At 36.9% G+C, this 22,236-nt stretch carries 14 protein-coding genes and 3 tRNA genes; 8 read left to right on the top strand and 9 right to left on the bottom strand.

Going from position 1 to position 22,236, the window contains the following annotated elements; genetic code table 11:
• Positions 1-781 precede the first annotated feature (781 nt).
• Genes fabI through fabA form a run of 3 tightly spaced genes read right to left on the bottom strand, consistent with a single transcriptional unit; the run spans position 782 to position 3,436 of the window.
• The gene (gene fabI / locus ACFIJK_RS02545) at positions 782-1,600 is read right to left on the bottom strand and encodes an enoyl-ACP reductase FabI (protein WP_273787460.1); all 819 of its coding nucleotides are present in this window, start codon (positions 1,598-1,600) and stop codon (positions 782-784) included.
• A 48-nt stretch (positions 1,601-1,648) separates the two neighbouring features.
• A complete protein-coding gene (gene fabB / locus ACFIJK_RS02550; protein ID WP_375619287.1) occupies positions 1,649-2,869 on the bottom strand; it encodes a beta-ketoacyl-ACP synthase I in 1,221 nt (406 codons plus the stop codon).
• 57 nt (positions 2,870-2,926) lie between these two features.
• Positions 2,927-3,436 carry a 3-hydroxyacyl-[acyl-carrier-protein] dehydratase FabA gene (gene fabA, locus ACFIJK_RS02555; protein WP_375625418.1) on the bottom strand — a complete coding sequence of 170 codons (510 nt, stop codon included), beginning with the start codon at positions 3,434-3,436 and terminating at the stop codon, positions 2,927-2,929.
• A 231-nt stretch (positions 3,437-3,667) separates the two neighbouring features.
• Here fabA and irrA point away from each other — a divergent pair, with 231 nt between their 5' ends.
• Complete coding sequence (irrA, locus tag ACFIJK_RS02560; protein ID WP_375626267.1) at positions 3,668-4,180, top strand: iron response transcriptional regulator IrrA; 513 nt, start codon at positions 3,668-3,670, stop codon at positions 4,178-4,180.
• Between the two features lie 46 nt (positions 4,181-4,226).
• Here the strand turns inward: irrA and ACFIJK_RS02565 are convergent, their stop codons facing one another.
• The 4 genes from ACFIJK_RS02565 to ACFIJK_RS02580 all read right to left on the bottom strand — a co-directional run bounded on the left by ACFIJK_RS02565 (position 4,227) and on the right by ACFIJK_RS02580 (position 9,256).
• A complete protein-coding gene (locus ACFIJK_RS02565; RefSeq protein ID WP_375626269.1) occupies positions 4,227-4,787 on the bottom strand; it encodes an SH3 domain-containing protein in 561 nt (186 codons plus the stop codon).
• Positions 4,788-6,404: 1,617 nt separating this feature from the next.
• The gene (gene rpsU, locus ACFIJK_RS02570) at positions 6,405-6,638 is read right to left on the bottom strand and encodes a 30S ribosomal protein S21 (RefSeq protein ID WP_273717519.1); all 234 of its coding nucleotides are present in this window, start codon (positions 6,636-6,638) and stop codon (positions 6,405-6,407) included.
• A gap of 187 nt (positions 6,639-6,825) precedes the next feature.
• The gene (locus tag ACFIJK_RS02575) at positions 6,826-8,499 is read right to left on the bottom strand and encodes a formate--tetrahydrofolate ligase (RefSeq protein ID WP_375626272.1); all 1,674 of its coding nucleotides are present in this window, start codon (positions 8,497-8,499) and stop codon (positions 6,826-6,828) included.
• A 680-nt stretch (positions 8,500-9,179) separates the two neighbouring features.
• Positions 9,180-9,256 (bottom strand) — tRNA-Arg (locus tag ACFIJK_RS02580).
• Positions 9,257-9,623: 367 nt separating this feature from the next.
• On the opposite strand from ACFIJK_RS02580, the gene ACFIJK_RS02585 reads away from it, so the two are divergent.
• The 3 genes from ACFIJK_RS02585 (at position 9,624) to pgi (ending at position 15,751) form a co-directional block, all read left to right on the top strand.
• Positions 9,624-10,763 (top strand): efflux RND transporter periplasmic adaptor subunit, encoded by a 1,140-nt coding sequence (locus ACFIJK_RS02585; RefSeq protein WP_375626274.1) that lies wholly within the window; start codon positions 9,624-9,626, stop codon positions 10,761-10,763.
• Positions 10,760-13,897 (top strand): efflux RND transporter permease subunit, encoded by a 3,138-nt coding sequence (locus ACFIJK_RS02590; RefSeq protein WP_375626276.1) that lies wholly within the window; start codon positions 10,760-10,762, stop codon positions 13,895-13,897. Before ACFIJK_RS02585 ends, ACFIJK_RS02590 begins: the two co-directional genes overlap by 4 nt.
• Positions 13,898-14,086: 189 nt before the next feature.
• The gene (gene pgi, locus ACFIJK_RS02595) at positions 14,087-15,751 is read left to right on the top strand and encodes a glucose-6-phosphate isomerase (protein WP_375626278.1); all 1,665 of its coding nucleotides are present in this window, start codon (positions 14,087-14,089) and stop codon (positions 15,749-15,751) included.
• A gap of 316 nt (positions 15,752-16,067) precedes the next feature.
• Here pgi and ACFIJK_RS02600 read toward each other — a convergent pair.
• Positions 16,068-16,157 (bottom strand) — tRNA-Ser (locus ACFIJK_RS02600).
• 285 nt (positions 16,158-16,442) lie between these two features.
• Between ACFIJK_RS02600 and rplU the strand changes: the two genes are divergently transcribed.
• The 4 genes from rplU (at position 16,443) to ACFIJK_RS02620 (ending at position 21,719) form a co-directional block, all read left to right on the top strand.
• Positions 16,443-16,922, top strand: a complete 480-nt coding sequence (rplU, locus tag ACFIJK_RS02605; RefSeq protein ID WP_273787452.1) for a 50S ribosomal protein L21 — start codon at positions 16,443-16,445, stop codon at positions 16,920-16,922.
• Between the two features lie 12 nt (positions 16,923-16,934).
• On the top strand, positions 16,935-17,204 hold the full coding sequence (gene rpmA / locus ACFIJK_RS02610; protein ID WP_273787451.1) for a 50S ribosomal protein L27: 270 nt from the start codon (positions 16,935-16,937) through the stop codon (positions 17,202-17,204).
• Between the two features lie 1,416 nt (positions 17,205-18,620).
• Positions 18,621-21,152: a phosphoenolpyruvate--protein phosphotransferase gene (gene ptsP, locus ACFIJK_RS02615; protein WP_375626281.1), complete on the top strand. Its 2,532-nt coding sequence runs from the start codon at positions 18,621-18,623 to the stop codon at positions 21,150-21,152.
• A 477-nt stretch (positions 21,153-21,629) separates the two neighbouring features.
• Positions 21,630-21,719, top strand: a tRNA-Ser gene (locus tag ACFIJK_RS02620).
• A gap of 259 nt (positions 21,720-21,978) precedes the next feature.
• Here ACFIJK_RS02620 and ACFIJK_RS02625 read toward each other — a convergent pair.
• Positions 21,979-22,191 (bottom strand): hypothetical protein, encoded by a 213-nt coding sequence (locus ACFIJK_RS02625; protein WP_375626283.1) that lies wholly within the window; start codon positions 22,189-22,191, stop codon positions 21,979-21,981.
• Positions 22,192-22,236 lie beyond the last annotated feature (45 nt).

The raw sequence follows: 22,236 nt of genomic DNA on the forward strand, positions 1-22,236 counted from the left end.
TAAAAATTATTAAAAATACTTCTAATGAATCATCTCAAGCATCAAGGGGTGTTTCAACATTAGAACATGGCAAGTAAAATGATGGTGTCGGTTTGTCATTTTTATAAACATTAAAATGGTGGAGCAAAAAGGATTTATGTACTTCACGGGGATTTTTATACGTTCTACAGATACCATTGTGAAATGGAATTGCGTGTATTGAGAGATATCTTTTAAAAAAATGCATGAAGGAGCAACAGCCGTAGTGTTTTTGGGCGTTCTATTTTACCTGATATATCAGAGAAATGCTTTCATTAAAGAACGAGAAAATAAAGGTGTGAGGTAAAGCGTAACCTCCCTTATTTAAAAAAATATTGTGTGGGTGCTTTTAAAATTGTAAAGCCTCATTAAAGAATAATAGTCAGATTAATGATTGATTTCTTTACGCCTTCATATTCTTCCTAAATTAGATTGCCTTTGCGTTTCAAGAATAAATAAAACGGTAGGCAATATTTTTTTCAATCTGGTATACAAAAGCTGAAGCTAAGGATTTTAATAATCCCCTAATCTCTGTTTCACACTGCGAGGGCTGGGGATTGATTTATAAGCAACAGCAAAAGCGTATGCTTTAGTAAGGTAAATAACGTCATAAAATACAAAATTTATCAACCATGGATTGAAGAAATATTCCGGATTTTTATGAAACACTTTGCAAAACAAGGTATCTGGTTTTGTATTAGACTTATTCTTATAAAGACCTGCACACGTGCCTTACGTCATATTTTTCTAAGTGCGATGATTTTTATCCTTCCTGAGTATCATCACTTTTTTTCAGCTCTTCAAGTATTGGCATAGACATGATGTTATAGCCTGAATCAACATAATGGATTTCACCTGTAACACCTGATGATAAGTCAGAGAGTAGATAAAGAGCAGATTTTCCAATTTCATGAATATTTACGGTACGACGTAATGGGGCATTACGGCGTTGATGTGAAAATATTGCACGTGCAGCTGCAATACCATTACCTGCTAAAGTTCTAACAGGACCAGCGGAAATCGCATTGACACGGATATTTTGAGGACCAAAGTCCGCTGCTAAATAACGTACCATAGCTTCTAGAGCTGCTTTAGCAACACCCATGATGTTATAATTAGGCACAACTTGCTGTGAAGCACCGTAGGTAAGAGTTAAAAGTGTTCCTCCATTGGGCATAAGCCTACCCGCGCGCTGGGCAATTTCAGTAAAGGAATAAGCTGAAATAACCATCGTGCGTTGGAAGTTTTCACGTGTTGTAACATCAACATAACGTCCTTTTAGCTGAGTTTTATCTGAAAAACCAATGGCATGGACAATAAAATCAATAGTTTTCCATTCTTTTTCAAGTTGCTCAAAGACGTAGTCAATATTTTCAATTTTTTCAACATCACACTCTAGCACTAATTTGCAGCCAAGTTTATCAGCTAGAGGCTGAACACGTTTTCCAAAAGCATTCCCTTGATAAGTCAATGCTAATTCAGCTCCTGCTTGTGCGAGCTGACAGGCAATGCCCCAAGCAATTGAATGGTCATTCGCAATCCCCATAATAAGGCCACGTTTGCCCTCCATCAAACCTTTCATATTATTCTCCGTAAGACCGTACTTTTTTCAATTACTAAGAACGTGTGTTTATTCATAGCGTTGGAAAACAAGCGTTGCATTGGTACCGCCAAAGCCAAAAGTATTTGACAATACGGTATTCAGTTGTTGATGATCACGTCGTTTACGAACGATTGGCATATCAGCAAAAGCTGGATCAAGTTCTTCAATATGGGCACTTTCACAAATAAAATTATGCTGCATCATTAACAGTGTGTAGATTGCTTCTTGAACACCAGCTGCACCCAAGGAATGACCAGTCAGAGATTTTGTGGCAGAAATTGGCGGGCATTGATCACCTGCTCCGAAGATACGGCGGATCGCTTCTATTTCAGGAGGATCACCAACAGGTGTTGCTGTTGCATGGGGATTGATATAATCAATCTTATTTTTGACGGTCGCAAGTGCCATGCGCATGCACCGTTCTGCTCCCTCACCCGACGGAGAGACCATATCGTATCCATCGGATGTAGCGCCATAACCAACAATTTCTCCATAGATTTTTGCACCACGCGCTTTAGCGACTTCTAGTTCTTCAAGAACCAAAACGCCAGCGCCACCAGCAATAACAAATCCATCACGATTAGCGTCATAAGCACGCGAAGCTTTTTCTGGTACATCATTATATTTGCTGGACATAGCACCCATAGCATCGAATAAAACAGATAATGTCCAATCCAGATCTTCGCAACCACCAGCAAAAATGCGATCTTGTTTTCCATATTGGATTGTTTCATAAGCATTGCCGATACAATGATTGGATGTAGCACATGCGGAAGAGATTGAATAGTTTACGCCCTTAATTTTAAAAAAAGTTGCAAGTGTTGCGGATGCCGTGGAACTCATCACTTTAGGCACAACAAAAGGACCGATGCGTTTTGGACCTTTTTGGCGTGTAATATCAGCAGCCTCAACGATTGACTGAGTTGAAGCACCTCCAGAACCCATAATAATACCCGTGTGTTCATTCGATACTTCATGCGGTTCTAGACCCGCATCAGCAATTGCCTGATCCATGGCGATGTGATTCCATGCTGTTCCACGCCCATGAAAACGTAGAGCACGTCGATCTACGAGTTCTTCTATATTAATATCAGGTTTGCCGTAAACTCTGCTACGAAAGCCTAATTCGGCATATTGAGGTGCGTAAGAAATTCCGGATTTTGCTTCACGTAAACTGGTTAAAACAGCTTCAGGTCCATTTCCAATCGCGGAGACAATTCCCATTCCAGTTACAACAACTCGACGCATTCATACCTCCTCGTTCCATACAGAATAGTGAAAAGTTCTTTCTGACGGAAATAACGTTCAATCTTCTTTGAATAAAGCAACGCGTAAATCACTCGCCTTATAAATAGTCTCTCCATCTGCTTTTAGCCACCCATCAGCTATTCCTAAGACTAAATTTCCACGCCGAATACGCTTAAAATCTATTTCATATTCAAGAATTTTGGTTTGTGGAGTTACCATCCCTGATAACTTTACTTCACCTGTTGATATCGCTCTTCCTTTTCCTGGTTCGCCTAGCCAACCAAGAAAAAATCCTGTCAATTGCCACATACCATCCAGTCCGAGACATCCTGGCATGACGGGATCGCCTATAAAGTGACAATTAAAGAACCACAGGTCTGGTGTAATGTCAAATTCGGCGCGAACCATTCCTTTATCGTATTTACCATCAGTTTCACTAATTTGAGTGATTCGATGAATCATTAACATTGGCGGTGCTGGCAATTGCGCATTACCTTTACCAAACATTTCGCCGCGAGCGCAGCTTAGAAGCTCTTCATAAGTGTAGCGAGACTTTTGTTCAGCCATTGTTACTCCATTTATTTGCATATATTTTTATTTCTGCGCTTTTCCCAACCTACTTTTAGAGCAAATTTTAAAGAGAGGGAAATGATTTTATATCATTTTTAATGACAAAAGGCCTTTTTTATGTATTCTACACAGGTAATTATTTAAAAATGGAATACAAGATTACACCATACTATTCCCATTTTTTTGTATTTTGATCTTATTTAGCAGGAATATATTTGGGTTTGTAATATGTCAGTGAGTGCAGACGATTTAGATATGAATGAAGAGCAACAGTTCACAAAAGAGTGTGGAAAAATTGTGCAATATTATTCCATTTCTATGTTAGAAAAACGTTTGCGTCAGAATGGTTTGCGTCCAACACGTCAGCGGTTGGAACTTGCGCATATGATTTTTTCTCAAGGAAATCGTCATATTACTGCTGAAGAGCTCTATGAGGAAGCAGTGAGGGCAGGTGTACCTGTATCTTTAGCAACGGTTTATAATACGCTTCATCAATTTACGGAAGCGGGATTATTACGGATTATTGCCGTAGAAGGCTCAAAAACTTGGTTTGATACCAATACCTCTGATCACTACCATTTTTATATAGAAGGTGAAAATCGTATTCTTGATATTCCTTACAATTTGGAAGAAGCTCCCATTATTAGAAATTTGCCTAAGCCACCAGAAGGTATGGAAATTTCACATGTTGATTTGATCGTGCGATTGAAACCAAAAAATCAATCTTGTGATAGGCAGTGAGGATATTCAATGAGGAATAAAAATTAAATTTAATGAGTTTGTGCATTTACCAACCTTTTACTTTTTCATCAGGATAGATTCCCCATAACTGGGGTTGCTGAAGCCATCCGCGCATATTATTAATGTTTAGTTCGCACCATTGTCCATCACATTGGCGGATATTGCCAATGACATTAGGTTCTACTTCTGCCACAAGCTCTGCGTTGTCGGTGGGGTTTTTTCGGAGCATCAGCCTTTTTGTTTTATCTTTTTGCCATGGAATAGTTATAGCAGTTCGCTTTCCCGATAAAAGCGATTGATACACCCACCCCTCATCGCCTTCTGCATCACGAATTTTGCGCCATTGATCATATTCTTGAATGATTTCAATAGGCAAGCCCTTCTTTTTGTAGGTAAAAATGATAGAATAGTTGCTTCCTGGTCCGACGCGCACATTAACGCTGGTGGGTTTAATCGAAGCAAATCGCGGAAGTGGTAAACCACTGGGCCCTAAATTTTGATTAAATGTTTGTGCGTGCAACAAATGAGGTGAACCCAATACAATGACTGTTGTTATTAAGATACATGATGCGAGCATTGAAACGCGAAACCAACGAGAATTTTGCACACTGAACTCCTTTATTTCGTCATATATTGGAAATTTAAAATCTGAAATATAAGACTAAAATTATGACATATCGCTCGTTAAAGAGATCTAAACAATGAAAAAATTGTTACGAGAATAGCAAAATAAGGAAAACAAAAGTTTGTATTTTTTAGTGCTTATCTTGTTTATAAGGGGATAAATATAAATAAAAACTGGATTTTTATGCAGCTGTACGCGTGATAAAACAGTAAAGTATACTGGGTCCATAGCAATTTTTGTACAGGAAATTAGGGCTAAAGTATTGCATCTCTTTTCTGAGTTTGTTTCTCGAAGTAAAAGTACATATATGCATATTATACAAAGAGCTGTTCAGTAAAGGGGTTATCATGTGGCTTGAAAAGAAGTTTTGAATGGACAAAATAATACGATGAATAAAACAGTTAAGCTTAAAAATATGAGAAAAATTATGAAGTAGATTGATATATGAAGGGCTGATTTTAACAGGACAGTTTTTCGTGATAATCCATTTTATAAAATTTGCTATACTATAATTTCATGCCATGATAATGCTTATCGGTATGGTAGATAAGCTCGATCCATTATACCTTTAGGAGCTCTCAATGTTACGTAGTTCTTATTATTTATGGCGTTCATAAGAAGCATTTTTATTTTTTTCTTAAATAGCTTTTATTCTATTTGCATACTAACCCTGCTTATGATGTACAAGAAATAATCTTGATTGATTCAATATAAGAAGGTGTTGAGAAAATAAGAAGGTGTTGAGAAACTTCACGTTATTCAGAATTATTACTTAATATGAAAAACGATTACTTATAACGATAAATAAACGCGTTAAAAACTTTAACTCGTTATTTGAGTTGTAAATATATTTCCATTAAAAATGGTAATAAAAGGCACATTCATCCATATTAAAATACAGTGTTTTCTCTGTTTATTGTTAATTTTCTTTTTCTATAACTCAGTATAGAAGAAAGTTGAATGAAATAGAGGGGCTTATTCGATACACTTATGGGGGTCATTACATAAGTGATGAATAGAAGAAATTTATCAAGAAAAAAGAATCTGTAGTGCAGTGGTTGAAATTCGTCATCGTTTAGAGAGACAGAGTCAAGGGATATAAAAAGTTATGGAATTATATCGTTTTATTACATAAATGAAGGGAAAGAGGATTATGCATTTGATATCATATTTTTACACACAATCGCATATTGCGATAGTTACTTTTGTTTTGCAATCTGATCTAGGATGTTCCAAAGATGTAGAATATTTAATGAAAAAAAAGAAAATCATCATGAAATTTGTACATAAGAAACAGTTATTTAAGAGATATCCGAAATGAGAAAAATTATAGCGAAAAGTGATAATAAAACACCCTACACTCAATTCACATAAAAACAAATCGCTTAAATATCTAAAGCGTAGTTTGTTATCTGTTTTTTGAAATATAAGAGTGAAAAAACACCCCTATGACAGAAACTTTATTATTTCCAGATAACTAACATATTAGATAACATTGCACACAAAAAACTCTACACAAGCAATTTATTGCAATCATCTACGAAGATAAAATTTTCTGGAAGCTTATTATCTACTGCTTATGCAATTATATAAAGTATATTACTTTACCGCAACAGTCCGTCCGTTACTAACAAAACCTTCTCTTTGCGCACGCTTACGAGCAAGCTTACGTGTACGACGAATAGCTTCAGCTTTTTCACGAGCACGCCTCTCAGATGGCTTCTCATAATAACTACGCATTTTCATTTCACGGAAGATACCTTCACGCTGCATCTTTTTTTTCAACGCACGGAGCGCTTGGTCAACATTATTATCACGAACGAGTACTTGCACTATCTATCCTGCTTTTTTCAGTGTCATAAATGATAGGAAAAACCTACGTCCTTTTAAAGGCATATCCAAAAGGACAAGCACCTATATCATATAAATAAGACATTTGTCTATATCGCTTTTTAAAATTCTATTCTTTTTGCAATAAAACACTTTTTATAATGAATGATAAAATTTTACGGTTATAAATTTATGAAAGTCCTTGTATTTGATCATTTTCGTCAAGATGAATTTTTTCAGCCGTGGGATAATGGGGTAGTCCCGGCATGGTCATAACATCTCCACAAATGACAACAATAAAGCCGGCTCCTGCGGAGAGACGAACTTCACGTACGGGAATTTCAAAATCAACAGGAGCACCATATTGCTTGGGATCAGAAGAAAAAGAATAAGGTGTTTTTGCCATACAAATAGGGTAGGCACCAAAACCTTCTTTTTCCCAAGATTCAAGTTGTTTGAGAATAGGGGCTGGGATGATGGCGCCACGCCCACCGTATAGCTTTGTTATAATACAATTAATTTTTTGAACGAGTGGAATATTATCTCGATATAAAACTTTAAAATGAGAATCTTTTTCTTCAATCAAGGTAACGAGTTCTTGTGCAAGTTCTATAGCGCCTTTTCCACCTTGTTCCCAATGCTTACAGATAATAGCTTTGTGTCCAGTTGTTGCAACTATTTTTTGTAATGTTTTTATTTCAGCATCGCTATCGCTGTCAAAATGATTGATAGCCACAACACAAGGAATACCGTAGTGCTCCATATTCTTTATATGTCGTAAAAGATTAGCTGTTCCTTTTTCTAAAGCGGTGATATTTTCTTCTGTCAGGTTATTTTTATCTACACCACCATTCATTTTTAATGCACGAATAGTTGCGACGATCACTGTAGCATTTGGTACAATACCTGCTTGCCTACATTTGATATTGAAGAACTTTTCTGCTCCAAGATCTGCTCCAAACCCTGCTTCTGTGACAACATAATCAGCAAGTTTTAAAGCAGTTTTTGTTGCTATAACTGAATTGCAACCATGAGCAATGTTGGCAAAAGGTCCTCCATGAACGAGAACAGGGTTATTTTCAATTGTCTGTACGAGATTGGGTTGTATAGCATCCTTGAGAAGAACTGCCATTGCACCTTCTGCATTGAGATCAGAAACGGTGATGGGCGTTTTATCATAACGATAAGCAACAATAATTTTTTTGAGTCTTTGTGTAAGGTTTTCTAAATTTTCAGAGAGACAAAGAAGTGCCATAATTTCTGACGCAACAGTAATATCAAAACCTGTTTGGCGTGGAAAACCATTTGTTATGCCCCCCAATGAAATAACAATATCGCGCAATGCGCGGTCATTCATATCAAGAACGCGTTTCCAAACAATGCGACGTGGATCAATGTTTAGAGTATTTCCCCAATAAAGATGATTATCTATCATTGCGGCAAGAAGATTATGAGCAGCTGTAATAGCATGAAAATCACCGGTAAAATGTAAATTAAGGTCATCCATTGGAACGACTTGCGCATAACCACCACCAGCAGCACCACCTTTTACACCAAAACAGGGACCTAAAGACGGTTCTCTCAAGGTAGCTATTGTTTTTTTACCAATAAGATTAAGAGCATCACTTAGTCCAACTGTTGTTGTTGTTTTGCCTTCTCCGGCAGGTGTGGGGTTGATAGCTGTGACGAGGATAAGTTTACCATCTGGATTTTTATCAAGCGATTTTATGTATTCAGAAGAAATTTTAGCTTTATCATGGCCATAGGGAATGAGATTTTCATGTGAGATACCAATTTTTTGTGCAATTTCAATAATATGCTGCTTTTTAGCAGTGCGAGCAATTTCAATATCTGTTTTAGGCATGGAAAAATTCTTTAAACTTATCTTTTATTAATGTTCGAGATCTGTACCCCATGGATTAATTAGAAGAATTCATAGAGAACAGAAAGTGTTAGGATATCATAGAAGTCGATGACATGCTATGCAAGAGATAATGCTAAAGAAGCACGAGAAGAGTTTCATTGTTTTTTAGGAAAAAGAGTTTCTTTGCTTTTAAGCAGTAAAAATATGTTTAATTCAATTAAAAATATCTCGAAAAGAAGCTTTGGTTTGCAACAAAATGTCTAATGATATTAATGGATACCATAAGTGTTTTATGGCGGCACATCTGAAGTCCCTATTAAGATGGGATTGCTAAGAATAAAATATCCAGAAACATCTAGTTATGGAAAAATTAGAAATAAGCACGCAAAAAATTATCTAACTGATTAAAGAGTATAATCCGGAAGAGACTAAAAACAAGCGCATAGATCGAAAAAAGAAAACAACACACGCTGCTTATGCAATCGTTATGATTATTAGCTAATAAAAGCACCTTGAGGCTGAATTGAAGGACTCATAACATCCTATTCTAGCAAAATGGCTAAAGAAACGACTCACAACAGAATAAAGTAACAAAATACAAAAAACAAAGATAGGCAAAAATAAATCACAAAATAAAGAATTTAAAGAGCCTGAATTTATAAGAAGATACTATTGATAGATGGCGCACCCGAAGAGATTCGAACTCCTGACCCCCAGATTCGTAGTCTGGTGCTCTATCCAGCTGAGCTACGGGTGCATACATTTCAGTTTTTTACATTATCTACGACAAAGGGTTCCTAATCGTTTCATTAAAGAAATGCAAGTGAAACTTGGGGCGTCATAAAAAAAATCTCTCTTTTTTATGAGATATTTTAAAAAAGGATATAATATATTATGGTTTCAGTTGGTTTTGATATAATCATTTTTTGTTGTGACCGTACAAAGCAATATGAACGATAGTTAACTTGACGTTTTAATCTATGAAAGATAGTCAAGCAAAGATGAGATGTGTTTTTTGCGGTGGGGGGTAAGATATATACACCCGCTGTTTGGTTTTTGTGTAAAACGCCGATATTACTGTTGAAAACTATTTCAGATGAACATGACACAGCAAGGGTGGATGTATGGCGTTATTAAAAAAGAGCTTTCCGTTGGTATTTTTAATCGTCGTTTTAACGGTTACTTATTGGGCTGGAAAAAAGAGTGCAGAACAACCCATTTCTATGGTAGATAAAACAAGAGTATCGTATAAAGCTTCAAAGGAAAAAATGGGAAGACCACCGGCGAATGTTGTTGTTGATCTTGTAAAAGTTCAAGATTTTTATGAACAACTTAACGTTCTTGGGAGTGGAAAAGCTCTTGCAGAAGTCGATCTTACCCCTTTATCCTCAGGTGTTATTGATAAGCTTTTTGTATCTGCTGGTACAAAAGTACAAGTCGATGATGTGATTGCAACGCTTGATTCTAAAAAAGAGGAAATAGCGGCTGCAAAAGCAAAAGTACAACGTGATAATAATGCATTAACGCTTTCGCGCATTCTTAAATTACGCTCCAGCAATACAGCAACGGAAGTTCAAGAAATTACAGCACGTTTAGAGTTGGATAACGCAAATTTAGTTTTGCGTAATGCTGAATTAGATCTCGATCGGCGAACAATTCGTGCACCGATTCCTGGAGTTGTTGGTATTTTTCCCGTTGATGTGGGGAATAACGTGACCCTTAATACTGTAATAGGCCGTATTGAGAATAGAGAACGTATTTTGGTCGATATATGGGCCCCTGAACGATATGTGTCGCGCATCCATAAAGGAGATGAGGTAACGGCAACATTAACTGCGCAGCCAGATAAATCTTTTGTTGGCCATATTTATGCGATTGATAATATTGTTGATCCAGAAAGTCGCACGCTTCATGCTCAGGTTGAAATCAATAATGAAAAAGATACGCTCATGTCTGGTATGTCCTTTTCTGTTGTATTGCAATTTCATGGTGGTTCTTTTCCTGTCGTTAATCCTCTTGCGGTTCAATGGAATAGTAAAGGGTCATTCGTTTGGCGTGTGAGAGAAGGAAAAGTAGAGTCTATTCCCGTATCAATTATTCAGCATAAAGCGGATCAGGTTTTCGTGAAAGCTCCCCTAGAAAAGGGTGATCAAGTTGTCATTCAAGGGGTGCAAATGCTTTATCCAGGAAGTAAAGTAACTATTGATGACCCAAAGTCCCATCAACAGCAATTATCAGCGGTTTATGGAACGGATATACAATGAGCCAAGAATTAAGCACAAAACAGCCTATGTCAAAGGTGGAGCAAGGTGGTCTCATTGCCTTATTTATTCGCAGACCGGTTTTTACTTTTGTTTTAAATGCTATGATCATCATTGCAGGATTTGCAGCATGGTTGAATGTTGATGTAAGAGAATTACCCGATGTTGATACTCCAGTAACAACGATTGTGACGATGTTTTCTGGTGCATCAGCAGAAACCATTGATCGTGAAGTAACAAAAATTATAGAAGATGCGGTTTCTCGTGTTTCAGGTGTTAAGACAATTTCTTCAACATCTTCTTTTGGACGCTCTCGTGTGCAAATCAATTTTAATGTCGGTGTTGATTTGAATGTAGCGGCATCTGATATTCGTGATGCTCTGTCTCGTATTGCTTATTCTTTACCAAAAAATGCAGATACCCCTCTGATCATTAAAGCAGATTCGAATGCTGCTGCTATGATGTATTTGGTTGTGACGTCACCAACAATGAGTATTGATGATTTAACAACGATTGTAAATGATCAGATTGTTGATGCAATTTCTGCTGTTGATGGTGTTGGTGATGTACAGGTTGATAGTGCTCGCACAAAGATTTTTCAGATTGATATAGATCAAGCAAAACTTGCAAGTTATGGATTAACTGTAGCAGATATTTCACGTGTTCTTGCTGATATGACAACGGATGTGCCAGTAGGATCATTACGCAATTCTAAGCAAACTTTAGTTGTCCGTGCCACTGCTCGTCTAACAACACCAGAATCTTTTGAACAAGTTGTTTTAAAGCCTCATGTGCATCTTGGTGATGTTGCGCATGTTACTTTATCGCCGGATATAGAAACGGTTATTCTTCGTGTCAATGGAAAGACGGGTATTGGATTAGGTATCGTGCGGAAAGCACAATCCAACACGCTTAATATTTCTCAAGGTGTAAGAGCCGTTGTTGATAATCTCAAAAGTATTGTTCCTTCTTCTGTACATATAGACGTTATTAATGATGATGCAATTTTTATTAAAAGTGCCCTTCATGAGGTTGAGGTTGCGTTGGTCATTGCTATTTTGAGCGTTATTTTAGTCATTTTTCTTTTTCTCAGAGATATTCGTGTAACACTGATACCTGCTTTATCTCTTCCTGTTGCCTTAATTGGTACCATTGCAGCTATTTATCTTGTGGGATTTTCATTGAATATTCTCACATTTTTAGGACTTGTTTTAGCAACAGGGCTTGTTGTGGATGATGCCATTGTTGTTCTGGAAAATATTGTTCGATGGCGCAATATGGGGTTAGGTTCCAGAGCTGCAGCGGTGTTAGGAACACGTGAAGTTTTTTTTGCTGTTGTCGCAACAACATTGACTTTAGTGGCTGTATTTGTTCCTATTTCCTTTCTTCCTGGGCAAGTTGGAGGGCTTTTTAGAGAATTTGGTTTTGTTTTGGCAATTTCTATTTTGCTTTCTTCAATTGTTGCTTTAACGCTTTGTCCCATGTTGGCTTCACGTTTTCTCAAAGAACATGTTGAGGAGAAAGAGGAAAAGTCCCATCATTATTTTACTTTTTTATATAAATTAGGTACTTTTTTTCATAAGGCATATACTTACAGTTTGCATAAGTGTTTAGAAAAGCCTTGGTCTGTTGTTTTTGCTTCACTTATTTTTGCGGGTCTTTGTGTTGGAGGCTATATGAAGCTGAAACAGGAATTAACGCCAGCAGAAGACAGAGCTTTTATCTTTTTGGTTATTAATGGACCACAAGGTATTTCAACACAATATTTGAACGAACAGGTAGAGCAAATTGAAGCAAGTCTACAGCCATTACGTGATGCAGGGGAGATTGCTAACAGTTACTCTATTGCGGGTATTGGTGGTTCACCCAATACTGCTTTTTTGCTTTTATTGCTTTCATCTTGGGATGAACGTTTACGTAGTCAGCAAGAAATTGTGAAAGATGTTAATGCAAAGGTTAGACAGTTTCCCGCAGTTTTTGTGTTTGCTGCGGAGGGAAATTCTCTAGGTGTGAGAGGAACTGGGCAAGGATTACAATTTGCAATTCTTGGCAACGATTATGCAACACTACAACCCATTGCTGATAAGCTGGTGAGTGCTTTACAAGATGATCCGCGTTTTATTCGACCACGTCTTACTGTTGATGCAACACAACCGCAATTTTTTATTGAAATCAATCGAAAAAAAGCCTCCGATTTAGGGATTGATATCACCAATTTGGGCGATACATTACAAGCAATGTTGGATGGTAAAAAGATTGGTTCCATTAACGTGGATGATCATTCTTACGATGTTAAATTGATATCGCGTAAAAATTCTATGAAGAGTCCTAGTGATTTAGAAAATATTTTCTTAAAGACTAAAGACAATCGATATGTTCCTTTATCGGTTATTGCGCATTTACATGAAAAAGCTATCGCTCCCCAATTAAAACGGGAAAAACGCATGAGCGCTGTTATTTTAAGCGCAAATCTTGCTCCAGGTATCGCTTTAGGGGAAGCTTATCAAACTGTACAGAAAATTGCTTCTCCTTTGTTATCAAAAGGAATCTACGTGGTTCCCTTAGGAGAAGCTGAAACGCTTAATGAAACATCTTCCAATTTTATGATTGTTTTTGGCATTGCTTTTTTGATTATTTTATTGATTTTGGCTGCTCAGTTTGAAAGTTTTATTTCAGGATTCATTATCATGGCTACGGTCCCATTAGGGATTGGTTGTGCTGTAATTGCTATGCTATTAAGTGGTGTGAGTCTTAATATTTACAGCCAAATTGGACTAATTTTGTTAATTGGCGTTATGGCAAAAAATGGTATTCTCATTGTTGAATTTGCGGATCAATTACGAGATCAGGGAAGAAGCGTGCGTGAAGCCGTAGAAGAAGCAGCAAATATTCGACTTCGTCCAGTTTGTATGACAATGATTTGTGCCATTTTAGGAGGTATTCCTTTGGTTTTAGCCAAAGGTGCTGGCGCAGAGGCTCGTATAGCTTTAGGTTGGGTTATCGTTGGTGGCTTAGGTTTAGCAACTATTTTTACGCTTTATGTCACACCGGTTGTTTATCTTTTTTTAGGGCGGTTTATAAGACCGAAAGCAGAGGAAGATTTACGCTTAATAAAAGAACTCAATCAAGTTAAATGATGTATCTGATAGAAAAGATTTGAAAGTTTATTCTTGTAAAAATATCATTTTCGGATCTTATCCTTTTATTTTGTATATTCCTTCATTTTCATGTGAGCAGTGAAAATAGCGAGCAATAAAGGAGACGCTTTCTGCTTTGTTATGGTTTGGGCATAGATTTCATTATCAATAACCGTATAGGATAAGCTTATGGGAGATAGCTTTTCGATTCGAAATGAAAAGGCTTTTGAGTCCACATTAAAAGCTTTAAGAAACCATGCAGCAAAGGATGGGGTCTATGATATTCGTCGACATTTTGTAGAAGATGAACAGCGTTTTTCCCATTTTTCCCTCAGACTCGATGATCTTCTTTTCGATTTTTCAAAATGTGGTGTGACATTTAAAACATTGCAACTTCTAGATGATTTAGCTGTCGCAGCAGATGTGTTAGGCCGGCGTGACGCAATGTTTTCTGGTAAGGCTATTAATACAACTGAAAAACGCTCAGTTCTTCATATTGCGTTACGTTTACCTGCGGATGAAATTTTCATGTTGGATGGTCATAATCTTATTCGCGATATTCAAGACGTCCTTGAAGATATGGAAAGATTTTCTGAAAAGGTGCGTGATGGCAGCTATAAGGGAAACAGTGGCGAGAGAATAAGTGATATTGTCAATATTGGTATTGGAGGTTCTGATCTTGGTCCTGCAATGGTCACATATGCTTTAAAACCTTATCATGATGGTCCACAGTGTCATTTTGTTTCTAATGCTGACAGTGCCCATATTTCTGATACTCTCTCTATTTTGAATCCAGCAACAACGCTGTTTGTCATTGCTTCTAAAACTTTTACAACGGCTGAAACAATGGTAAATGCTCAAGTTGCACGTCAGTGGATTTGTTCACATTTAGGAGAAGAAGCCATTGGTACGCATTTTATTGCTGTTTCAAGTGCGCTTGATAAAGTAGCAGAATTTGGCATAGATTCCACAAGAGTTTTTAAATTTTGGAATTGGGTGGGAGGACGTTATTCAATTTGGTCGGCCATTGGACTTGTTGTTATGTTTGCAATAGGTGGTGGAAATTTTCGCCAATTTCTCAATGGTGCATTGCAAATGGACCAACATTTTAAAACAATGCCTTTGCATAAAAATATTCCTATTCGTTTTGCTCTTTTAGGATTCTGGCATCGTGTTATTTGTGGTTATTCATCACGTTCTATCATTCCTTATGCACAGCGTTTAATACATTTTCCAGCTTATTTACAACAGCTTGATATGGAATCAAATGGTAAGCAAGTCTCGCTGGATGGAAAACCATTAAGTTTTTCAAGTGGTCCGATTGTTTGGGGGGATTCAGGAACAAATAGTCAACATGCTTTTTTTCAGCTTCTGCATCAAGGAACAGATATTATTCCTGTAGAATTTATTTTATTTATAAAAGGGCATGAGCAAAATTTACATTCTATGTATGAGATGTTGCTAGCAAACGGTTTAGCACAATCAAAAGCATTGATGAAGGGGCGTAGTATTGAAGATGCTCGGCATATCTTGATAAAAAATGGAGTTGATGAGGGTGAAGCAGATCATTTAGCACTTCATAGGAGTTTTAAAGGAAACCGTCCCAGCATTACGCTAGTTCAAGATTTATTAACACCTTTTGCACTCGGTCGTCTTATTGCGCTTTATGAACATCGTACTTTTGTTGAAGGGATTTTAATGAATATTAATTCATTTGATCAATGGGGTGTTGAACTTGGTAAAGAATTAGCAAACGAGTTACTACCAATTCTTCGTGGCGAAAGTAAAGCGGATAATCGTGATAGTTCAACATTAGGGTTGCTAGCACATATTCAAGCAAGACGTGCAAAATAAATATGATTTTACAGTAGTTTTTGTACTAACTAAGCAAAAGTAGAATGAGAGAGAAATATGAGATAATTTTGCAATTTTACTATGCATTCTCTTAATTATCTGAACTATATTTATGTAAAATAAAACAAAAAAGTGAAAAAATTGTAAAAATGAGAATTTATTCGCACAAACGATAAAGAGCTTTGAAAAGTCTTGAAGACCTTTTGAAAAATGGATTGGTACAAAACCTGCTGATAAACTACACTAGGTAAAAACATACAGAATTCACCGGCAAGCTACGATTAAAGACATTTTAATAATATCGCTTTATAAACTTTGGCGGAGAGAGAGGGATTTGAACCCCCGATAGAGTTGCCCCTATGCCGCATTTCGAGTGCGGTGCTTTCAACCACTCAGCCATCTCTCCATAATAAAGTGAAATAAAAATTGGCACTATTTGAGTATATAAGGGGTAGATAACCTTCAATTGTTTTTGGTACAACCTTTTTTTCTTTTTTATGGGACTTTATTGACAGAGAATAGAAATTCCTTCATATATACGGAACATGAGCGTGGAGAAATCTGCGCGTATTTGTGTTGAAGAAGGTTTTATCCTTCTTTAAAATCTATTACGACTGATAAAAAGCAGCCTATTTTCCCTTATTTCAAGGCAGAAATTAAATAAGAGCTGGAGTGAACGGAAGGATAAAAAATGTTCGCAGTCATTAAAACTGGTGGTAAGCAATACCGCGTTGTTGCTAATCAAGTGGTGAAAGTTGAAAAAGTTAGTGGAAATGCGGGTGATGTTGTTGAATTCAATGACATATTGATGGTTGGGCAAGAAGGTAATGCGGTTATTGGTACCCCTGTCGTTGCTGATGCATTGGTGACAGCTGAGATTGTAGAACAGGCACGTGGGCGCAAGGTTATCGCATTTAAGAAGCGCCGTCGTCAAAATTCTAAACGCACGCGTGGTCATCGTCAAGAATTTACGAAGCTTCGTGTTTTAGAAATTTTAATGGGTGGTTCAAAACCTAAAAAAGCAGCTGCAAAGCCGATAAAAGAAGAGGCAACTGCACCAAAAGAAACAAAAGATGCTGCTTCTGTTGAGAAGACGGCTAAAAAAACGGCTGAAAAAAAGACTGCGTCGCAGAAGAAAGCGTCTGTAGCATCAAAGAGTAAGAAAGATTAAAGGAGAGCGTCTATGGCACATAAAAAAGCTGGTGGTTCCTCGCGTAATGGTCGCGATTCAGAATCGAAACGTCTGGGCGTTAAAAAATTTGGTGGTGAGACCGTTATTGCTGGAAATATTATTATTCGCCAGCGTGGTACACGTTGGCATCCTGGCAACAATGTCGGCATTGGAAAAGACCATACGCTTTTTGCATTATCAAATGGAAAGGTTTCTTTTCAACGCAAAGCGGGTGATCGTTCCTATGTTTCAGTCATTCCTATGGTGGAGGCAGCAGAGTAATCTGTAACACTCTCTAGCAATCAACGGGATTCCATTAAATTGTAGTTGTGGTTTTATAAGTATTAAAAGGGAAAGATAGAATCTCATCTTTCCCTTTTTGCTTTGGTACTATAATAAATATAGAAGATATACGAAAAAGGTAGAATTGGGGAAATGACTTTTCTCAATGAGGGGGGGAGAAGTTTGTGCGGTGTTATGTTAGTATTTAGTACTGAACGTATTGATATTATGATAGAATTTGTTGATAAATTTTTGTATAATAATAATGAGGAGAGACTTTCTTTTTATGCATGAAGAAGTGTCTAGTAATTTCTTTATAAGAGAAGCAGTTTGTTTTCAGGAAATTATGAGAAATTTAATGAAAGCATTATTTATGTAATCATTTTGATAAAGATGGATCTTTTTATTGGCATTGTAGTATTGATGAGTTGTCATACTGTTTTTAGGTGGTGGTGTGGATAGGTGATGCTATTCATTTAAAAGGATATAGGGATAAAAAATCCATAAGATGGCAGTCAAAACTACTTTGAAAGTGACGTGCATTAAGGAGTTTTTGGTAAATCGAGAGTGAAATTATATTTTTAAAGAGGACGGTGTTTAAAGATATAAAAATAACCAATCTGCAATCAGCGCTTTTCAAGAATATTTTTTCTGATTTCACTATTATTGTATTGTACATTATTTGAAAACAAACAAGCATAAGAGCTAGGGTTAAGGCAATAACTTCTTTTCATTTTTTACTTTATTCATCTTATTTGTAGAGTTTTTCTTGATTTTAGTAGTTGATGATGGTGCTTGGGTGATGTTCGTACTTTGCAAATGTGCGACGGAGGGCATTGTGTGTTTGCGATATTGATTAAAGTAAAGGAGTAGCTTAAAATATATAAATGTTATATATCAAGGATTTCGTATCATAGGATGAGCTGTACGGAATTTTAAAGATGATAAGTTGCATGGAGCAATTTATAATTATGTAATGAATTTATAAAGAGGAATAATAGGTTAAATAAACTTTGAGGAATCAGTTAAAATATTAGCTGAAGTTACAGATGATTGGGAAGGATGCTTTCTTGTAGGGAGAATAATGAAAAGTTATGTTGAATAACTTGGGATAATGAGAGCGTTTTTAAAACATAGTTTTTTAGGTGATTGGTGCTGTAAAAATCGGGGTTTTGTCTTTGTAAAGTAGAAGAGTAAGAGGCAAACTTGCTTATTGTACTTTTAAGCACCTCGCTAGATGATAATATCCAATTGTATTATCGGTTATATTGAGGTATTTAAGCACCTCACTTAACTACATTTCCTAAAATATAAAGAGAGCTGTGGTGGTATTTATAGATTGTATTTTGGGAAATGCAGCTTTGAAAAGGAATTTATCAGAGATATTGGTGTTCAAATGTGAGGCAATTTGAATTCATGATGAGATGTGAGAAAGCAGAAGCAGTGAATGTAGATTTTACCGAGAGTGAAATCTTGTCTATAAGATCTGTACAACTTGCAGCTGCTTTTGATCATAAAAATGATGCAATTTATGCTGCTGCTGAATTGCTTGTGCAGGTTGGTGCGGTTGATAAGTGTTATCTGGCAAGCATGCTCGCACGTGAAGAAACAACCAATACTTGGCTTGGAAATGGTATAGCCATTCCTCATGGTATGGCTGAAAATCGTGATTTAATTATCAAGGACGCTGTTGCTGTTATACAGGTTCCTGCTGGTGTTGAGTGGCAGGATGGCAAGAAAGCACATTTGGTTATTGCTATTGCAGCGTGTCCAGATCGTTATAGAGAAATTTGTAAAAAATTGACGTCTCTTTTATTTGATAAAAAACAGCTTGAAGTACTTGCAACAACTATGGACAAACAGCAAATTGTTACAACTTTGTTTGATCAAGATATGAAGATAGAAAAAGCTTTAATTGGTGACCTTTCGGTGTGTCAGGAATGGACGTTAGATTATCCAAGTGGTCTTCATGCACGACCAGCTTCTCTTTGGGTTGATTTTGCGAAAAAGGCTCAAAATTCTATCAGAGTTCGCCATGGTCAATATGCTGTTGAAATGAAAAATTTAGTTGGTTTATTGCAATTAGGAGCAAAAAACGGTGATGTTCTGATTTTTTCTACAGATGCTGCAGAAGGAGCACAACTTCTCAATGATGCCATTGCTATTGCAAAAAAAGTGAGTATTAGTGAAAAATGTCTGATGAGAGCAATGGAATCTCAAACAAAAGCTTTTCATGGTTGGTATCCACGCTCTATGCAAAAAGGCATTTCTGGTGTTGGAGCAAGTTCAGGATTAGCATTTGGTAAGATTTTTGTTTTAAGACAAAATGATATTTCCATAATAGACCAGCCAATTGATTTTGCAGCTGGTGCAGCATGTCTTGAAAATGCTCTTACAAAAACAAAACATAAAATGGCATCTGTGATTTCTGATATTACAGTGCGTATGGGAGCAGATTCTGCTGCGATTTTTTCTGCGCAAATTGTTTTGCTTGAAGATGAAAATTTAATAGCTCAAGCTTGTCGTTTTATAGCAGAAGGTCATGGTGTCGCTTGGTCTTGGGATAGAGCGGTTCGTCAATTTTCAGATATGTTTTTTAAGGTAGATAATCCTTTGTTAGCAGCACGTGCTGTTAATTTAGTTGATGTTGGTCGACGTGTTTTAGGTGAAATCAATCCATCCTATAGATCATTCTTTTTAAATGATATTCCACATGGTGTAATTCTGGTTACAAATGACCTTTCTCCTTCTGATGTAGCACAACTTGATTGTACAAGGGTAAAAGGATTAGCAACAGCATGGGGAGGTCCATTATCTCATACAGCTATTTTGGCGCGTACTCTTGGTATTCCAATGGTTGTTGCTGCAGGTGATGATATTTTAGCGATTCAGTCTGATATTCAGGCTATTATTGATGGCGATAACGGGTTTATTTACCTTGATCCTACGCTTGAAGACGTTGAAGATGCTCAAAGGCATATTGATACTGTTGCGCAAAAACGTGTCAGTGAAATAAGTACGTGTAGATTACCAGCGCAAACGACAGATGGTCAAAGAATCCGTATTATGGCTAATGTCAACTACGCAAATCAGGTTCCTGTTGCGCTTGATTTGGGGGCTGAAGGTATTGGACTCATGCGCACGGAATTTTTGTTTTTAGAGAATCCTCATATTCCGGATGAAGAGCTACAATTTAATATATATCGGGCGATGATTACAGCTGTAGGAGATAAGCCATTAATTATTCGTGCACTCGATATTGGTGGGGATAAACAGGTTACGCATTTACATTTATCTAAAGAAGACAATCCTTTTTTAGGTGTTCGAGGGACGCGGCTTTTGTTACGTCGACGTGATCTTTTGGTGCCTCAATTACGTGCTTTGTATCGAGCAGCAAAAGAAGGCGGAGATCTATGGATTGTGTTTCCGATGGTAATGTCTGTTTCAGAGATTGTCACTATAAAAAAGATTGCAGAAGAAATCCGCAATGATATTGATGCACCAAAATTAAAACTTGGTATTATGATCGAAGTTCCAGCAGCCGCCATTATGGCAGATGTGTTGAGCGCCCATGTTGATTTTTTCTCAATTGGAACCAATGACCTAACACAGTATACAATGGCTGTTGATCGGCAAAATCCGTACCTTGTGTCTGAAGCGGATAGCCTTGATCCAGCAGTTTTGCGTATGATTTATCAGACTATACAGGGAGCTTCACAACATAAGTGTTGGGTTAGTGTATGTGGTGGTATGGCTGGAGATCCTTTTGGTGCAATGATTTTGACAGGGTTGGGAATTAATGAGCTTTCTATGATATCTTGCGATATTTCTCCAGTAAAGGCGTGTTTGCAGACTCATAGTTTTGAAGATATGAAAATTTTAGCACAAAAAGCATTACAATGTGAAACTGCACGAGCTGTACGTGCTCTAAGCAAGGATATAAGGTGATAAAGAACATTAAGGGGAACGAGCTAGCTCATTTTGCAGAGTAATCAGATCGTTAGTGCTGTAAAACATTATTCTTTTATACGTTACAGGGAGGAGTAGCGTGTGGATAAAAACGCTTTAAGAAAGAATAAATGCCTTTTATGCATTCTCTCAAATCGCAAGGGATGTTGCAACATTAGAGGCTAAATAGCGTGATGGTACTTGGCTTGTACTTTTTATTTAAGGAAAGATGATGCTATTCAATAGATTTTATACCATTCATAGACACCGTATGAGATAGATGTGACAATCTTTTTATTCCCATTATTGTATTATACAAACCTATCCACGGAAAAAGTTTTTTCTTAAAAAGAAAGGATGTGCTTGTTATTCAACAGATATAAGCTCTTACTTTAATAAATGAATTTGTTTTTTGAACTTTGAATGTATAATTTAGGCTTGCACGTTATTTCTTTCTGGGTATAGTGCGAGACTTCTGGAGAGGTGGCCGAGTGGTTGAAGGCGCACGCCTGGAACGCGTGTATATGGGAAACCATATCGAGGGTTCGAATCCCTCTCTCTCCGCCATACAATTTTCTCCTATGTATAACGTATTGATTCTTTGTAATCTTTTTAAAGGTTCGGGAGCGTTAACAAAAGTTCGGGAATAGGATTTTCCAACATACCGTTACAAAGCTCATCTTTTTCCTCCAACATTCTCTAATAATTTTTTGAATTCTTTGAAATCCACTGTTTTAAATGGAAGAAGACATTCTCTATCGTCTCTATGAGACGAGCAAAATTAAGAATCCATTTTCTAAAGAATTTCGCGCGTCTCAGAGTATGTTTAGAGTCGGATATTTGTTTTTTGTGTAAAAATACTTACAAACGCATCCATAATACGTGAAAAATCAAGCGCTAATAAGAGTATAATGAGTACAATCCATTTCGTATAACGCGACATCACTTTTACACTTTTGTAGGTCATGATGATTTCTTGAAGTATTTCTTTTTCTGCTTCTGTAAGCTCTGTATCGTCTTGTGTTTTTTTTCTAGCCATGTTTCCACCCACACACGCGTTCACCTAGATTATTGTGCTTTAAGA

The organism is Bartonella sp. PS17NMGDW (genome assembly GCF_042193555.1).
GTDB lineage: Bacteria > Pseudomonadota > Alphaproteobacteria > Rhizobiales > Rhizobiaceae > Bartonella > Bartonella grahamii.

What these genes read in the sequence shown, in the direction of transcription:
- rplU (WP_273787452.1), top strand. Translation starts at nt 16,443, where the DNA reads ATGTTCGCAGTCATTAAAACTGGTGGTAAGCAATACCGCGTTGTTGCT.
- fabI (WP_273787460.1), bottom strand. Translation starts at nt 1,600, where the DNA reads ATGAAAGGTTTGATGGAGGGCAAACGTGGCCTTATTATGGGGATTGCG.
- ACFIJK_RS02625 (WP_375626283.1), bottom strand. Translation starts at nt 22,191, where the DNA reads ATGGCTAGAAAAAAAACACAAGACGATACAGAGCTTACAGAAGCAGAA.
- rpmA (WP_273787451.1), top strand. Translation starts at nt 16,935, where the DNA reads ATGGCACATAAAAAAGCTGGTGGTTCCTCGCGTAATGGTCGCGATTCA.
- irrA (WP_375626267.1), top strand. Translation starts at nt 3,668, where the DNA reads ATGTCAGTGAGTGCAGACGATTTAGATATGAATGAAGAGCAACAGTTC.
- fabB (WP_375619287.1), bottom strand. Translation starts at nt 2,869, where the DNA reads ATGCGTCGAGTTGTTGTAACTGGAATGGGAATTGTCTCCGCGATTGGA.
- fabA (WP_375625418.1), bottom strand. Translation starts at nt 3,436, where the DNA reads ATGGCTGAACAAAAGTCTCGCTACACTTATGAAGAGCTTCTAAGCTGC.
- ACFIJK_RS02575 (WP_375626272.1), bottom strand. Translation starts at nt 8,499, where the DNA reads ATGCCTAAAACAGATATTGAAATTGCTCGCACTGCTAAAAAGCAGCAT.
- ptsP (WP_375626281.1), top strand. Translation starts at nt 18,621, where the DNA reads ATGATGAGATGTGAGAAAGCAGAAGCAGTGAATGTAGATTTTACCGAG.
- ACFIJK_RS02585 (WP_375626274.1), top strand. Translation starts at nt 9,624, where the DNA reads ATGGCGTTATTAAAAAAGAGCTTTCCGTTGGTATTTTTAATCGTCGTT.
- ACFIJK_RS02590 (WP_375626276.1), top strand. Translation starts at nt 10,760, where the DNA reads ATGAGCCAAGAATTAAGCACAAAACAGCCTATGTCAAAGGTGGAGCAA.
- pgi (WP_375626278.1), top strand. Translation starts at nt 14,087, where the DNA reads ATGGGAGATAGCTTTTCGATTCGAAATGAAAAGGCTTTTGAGTCCACA.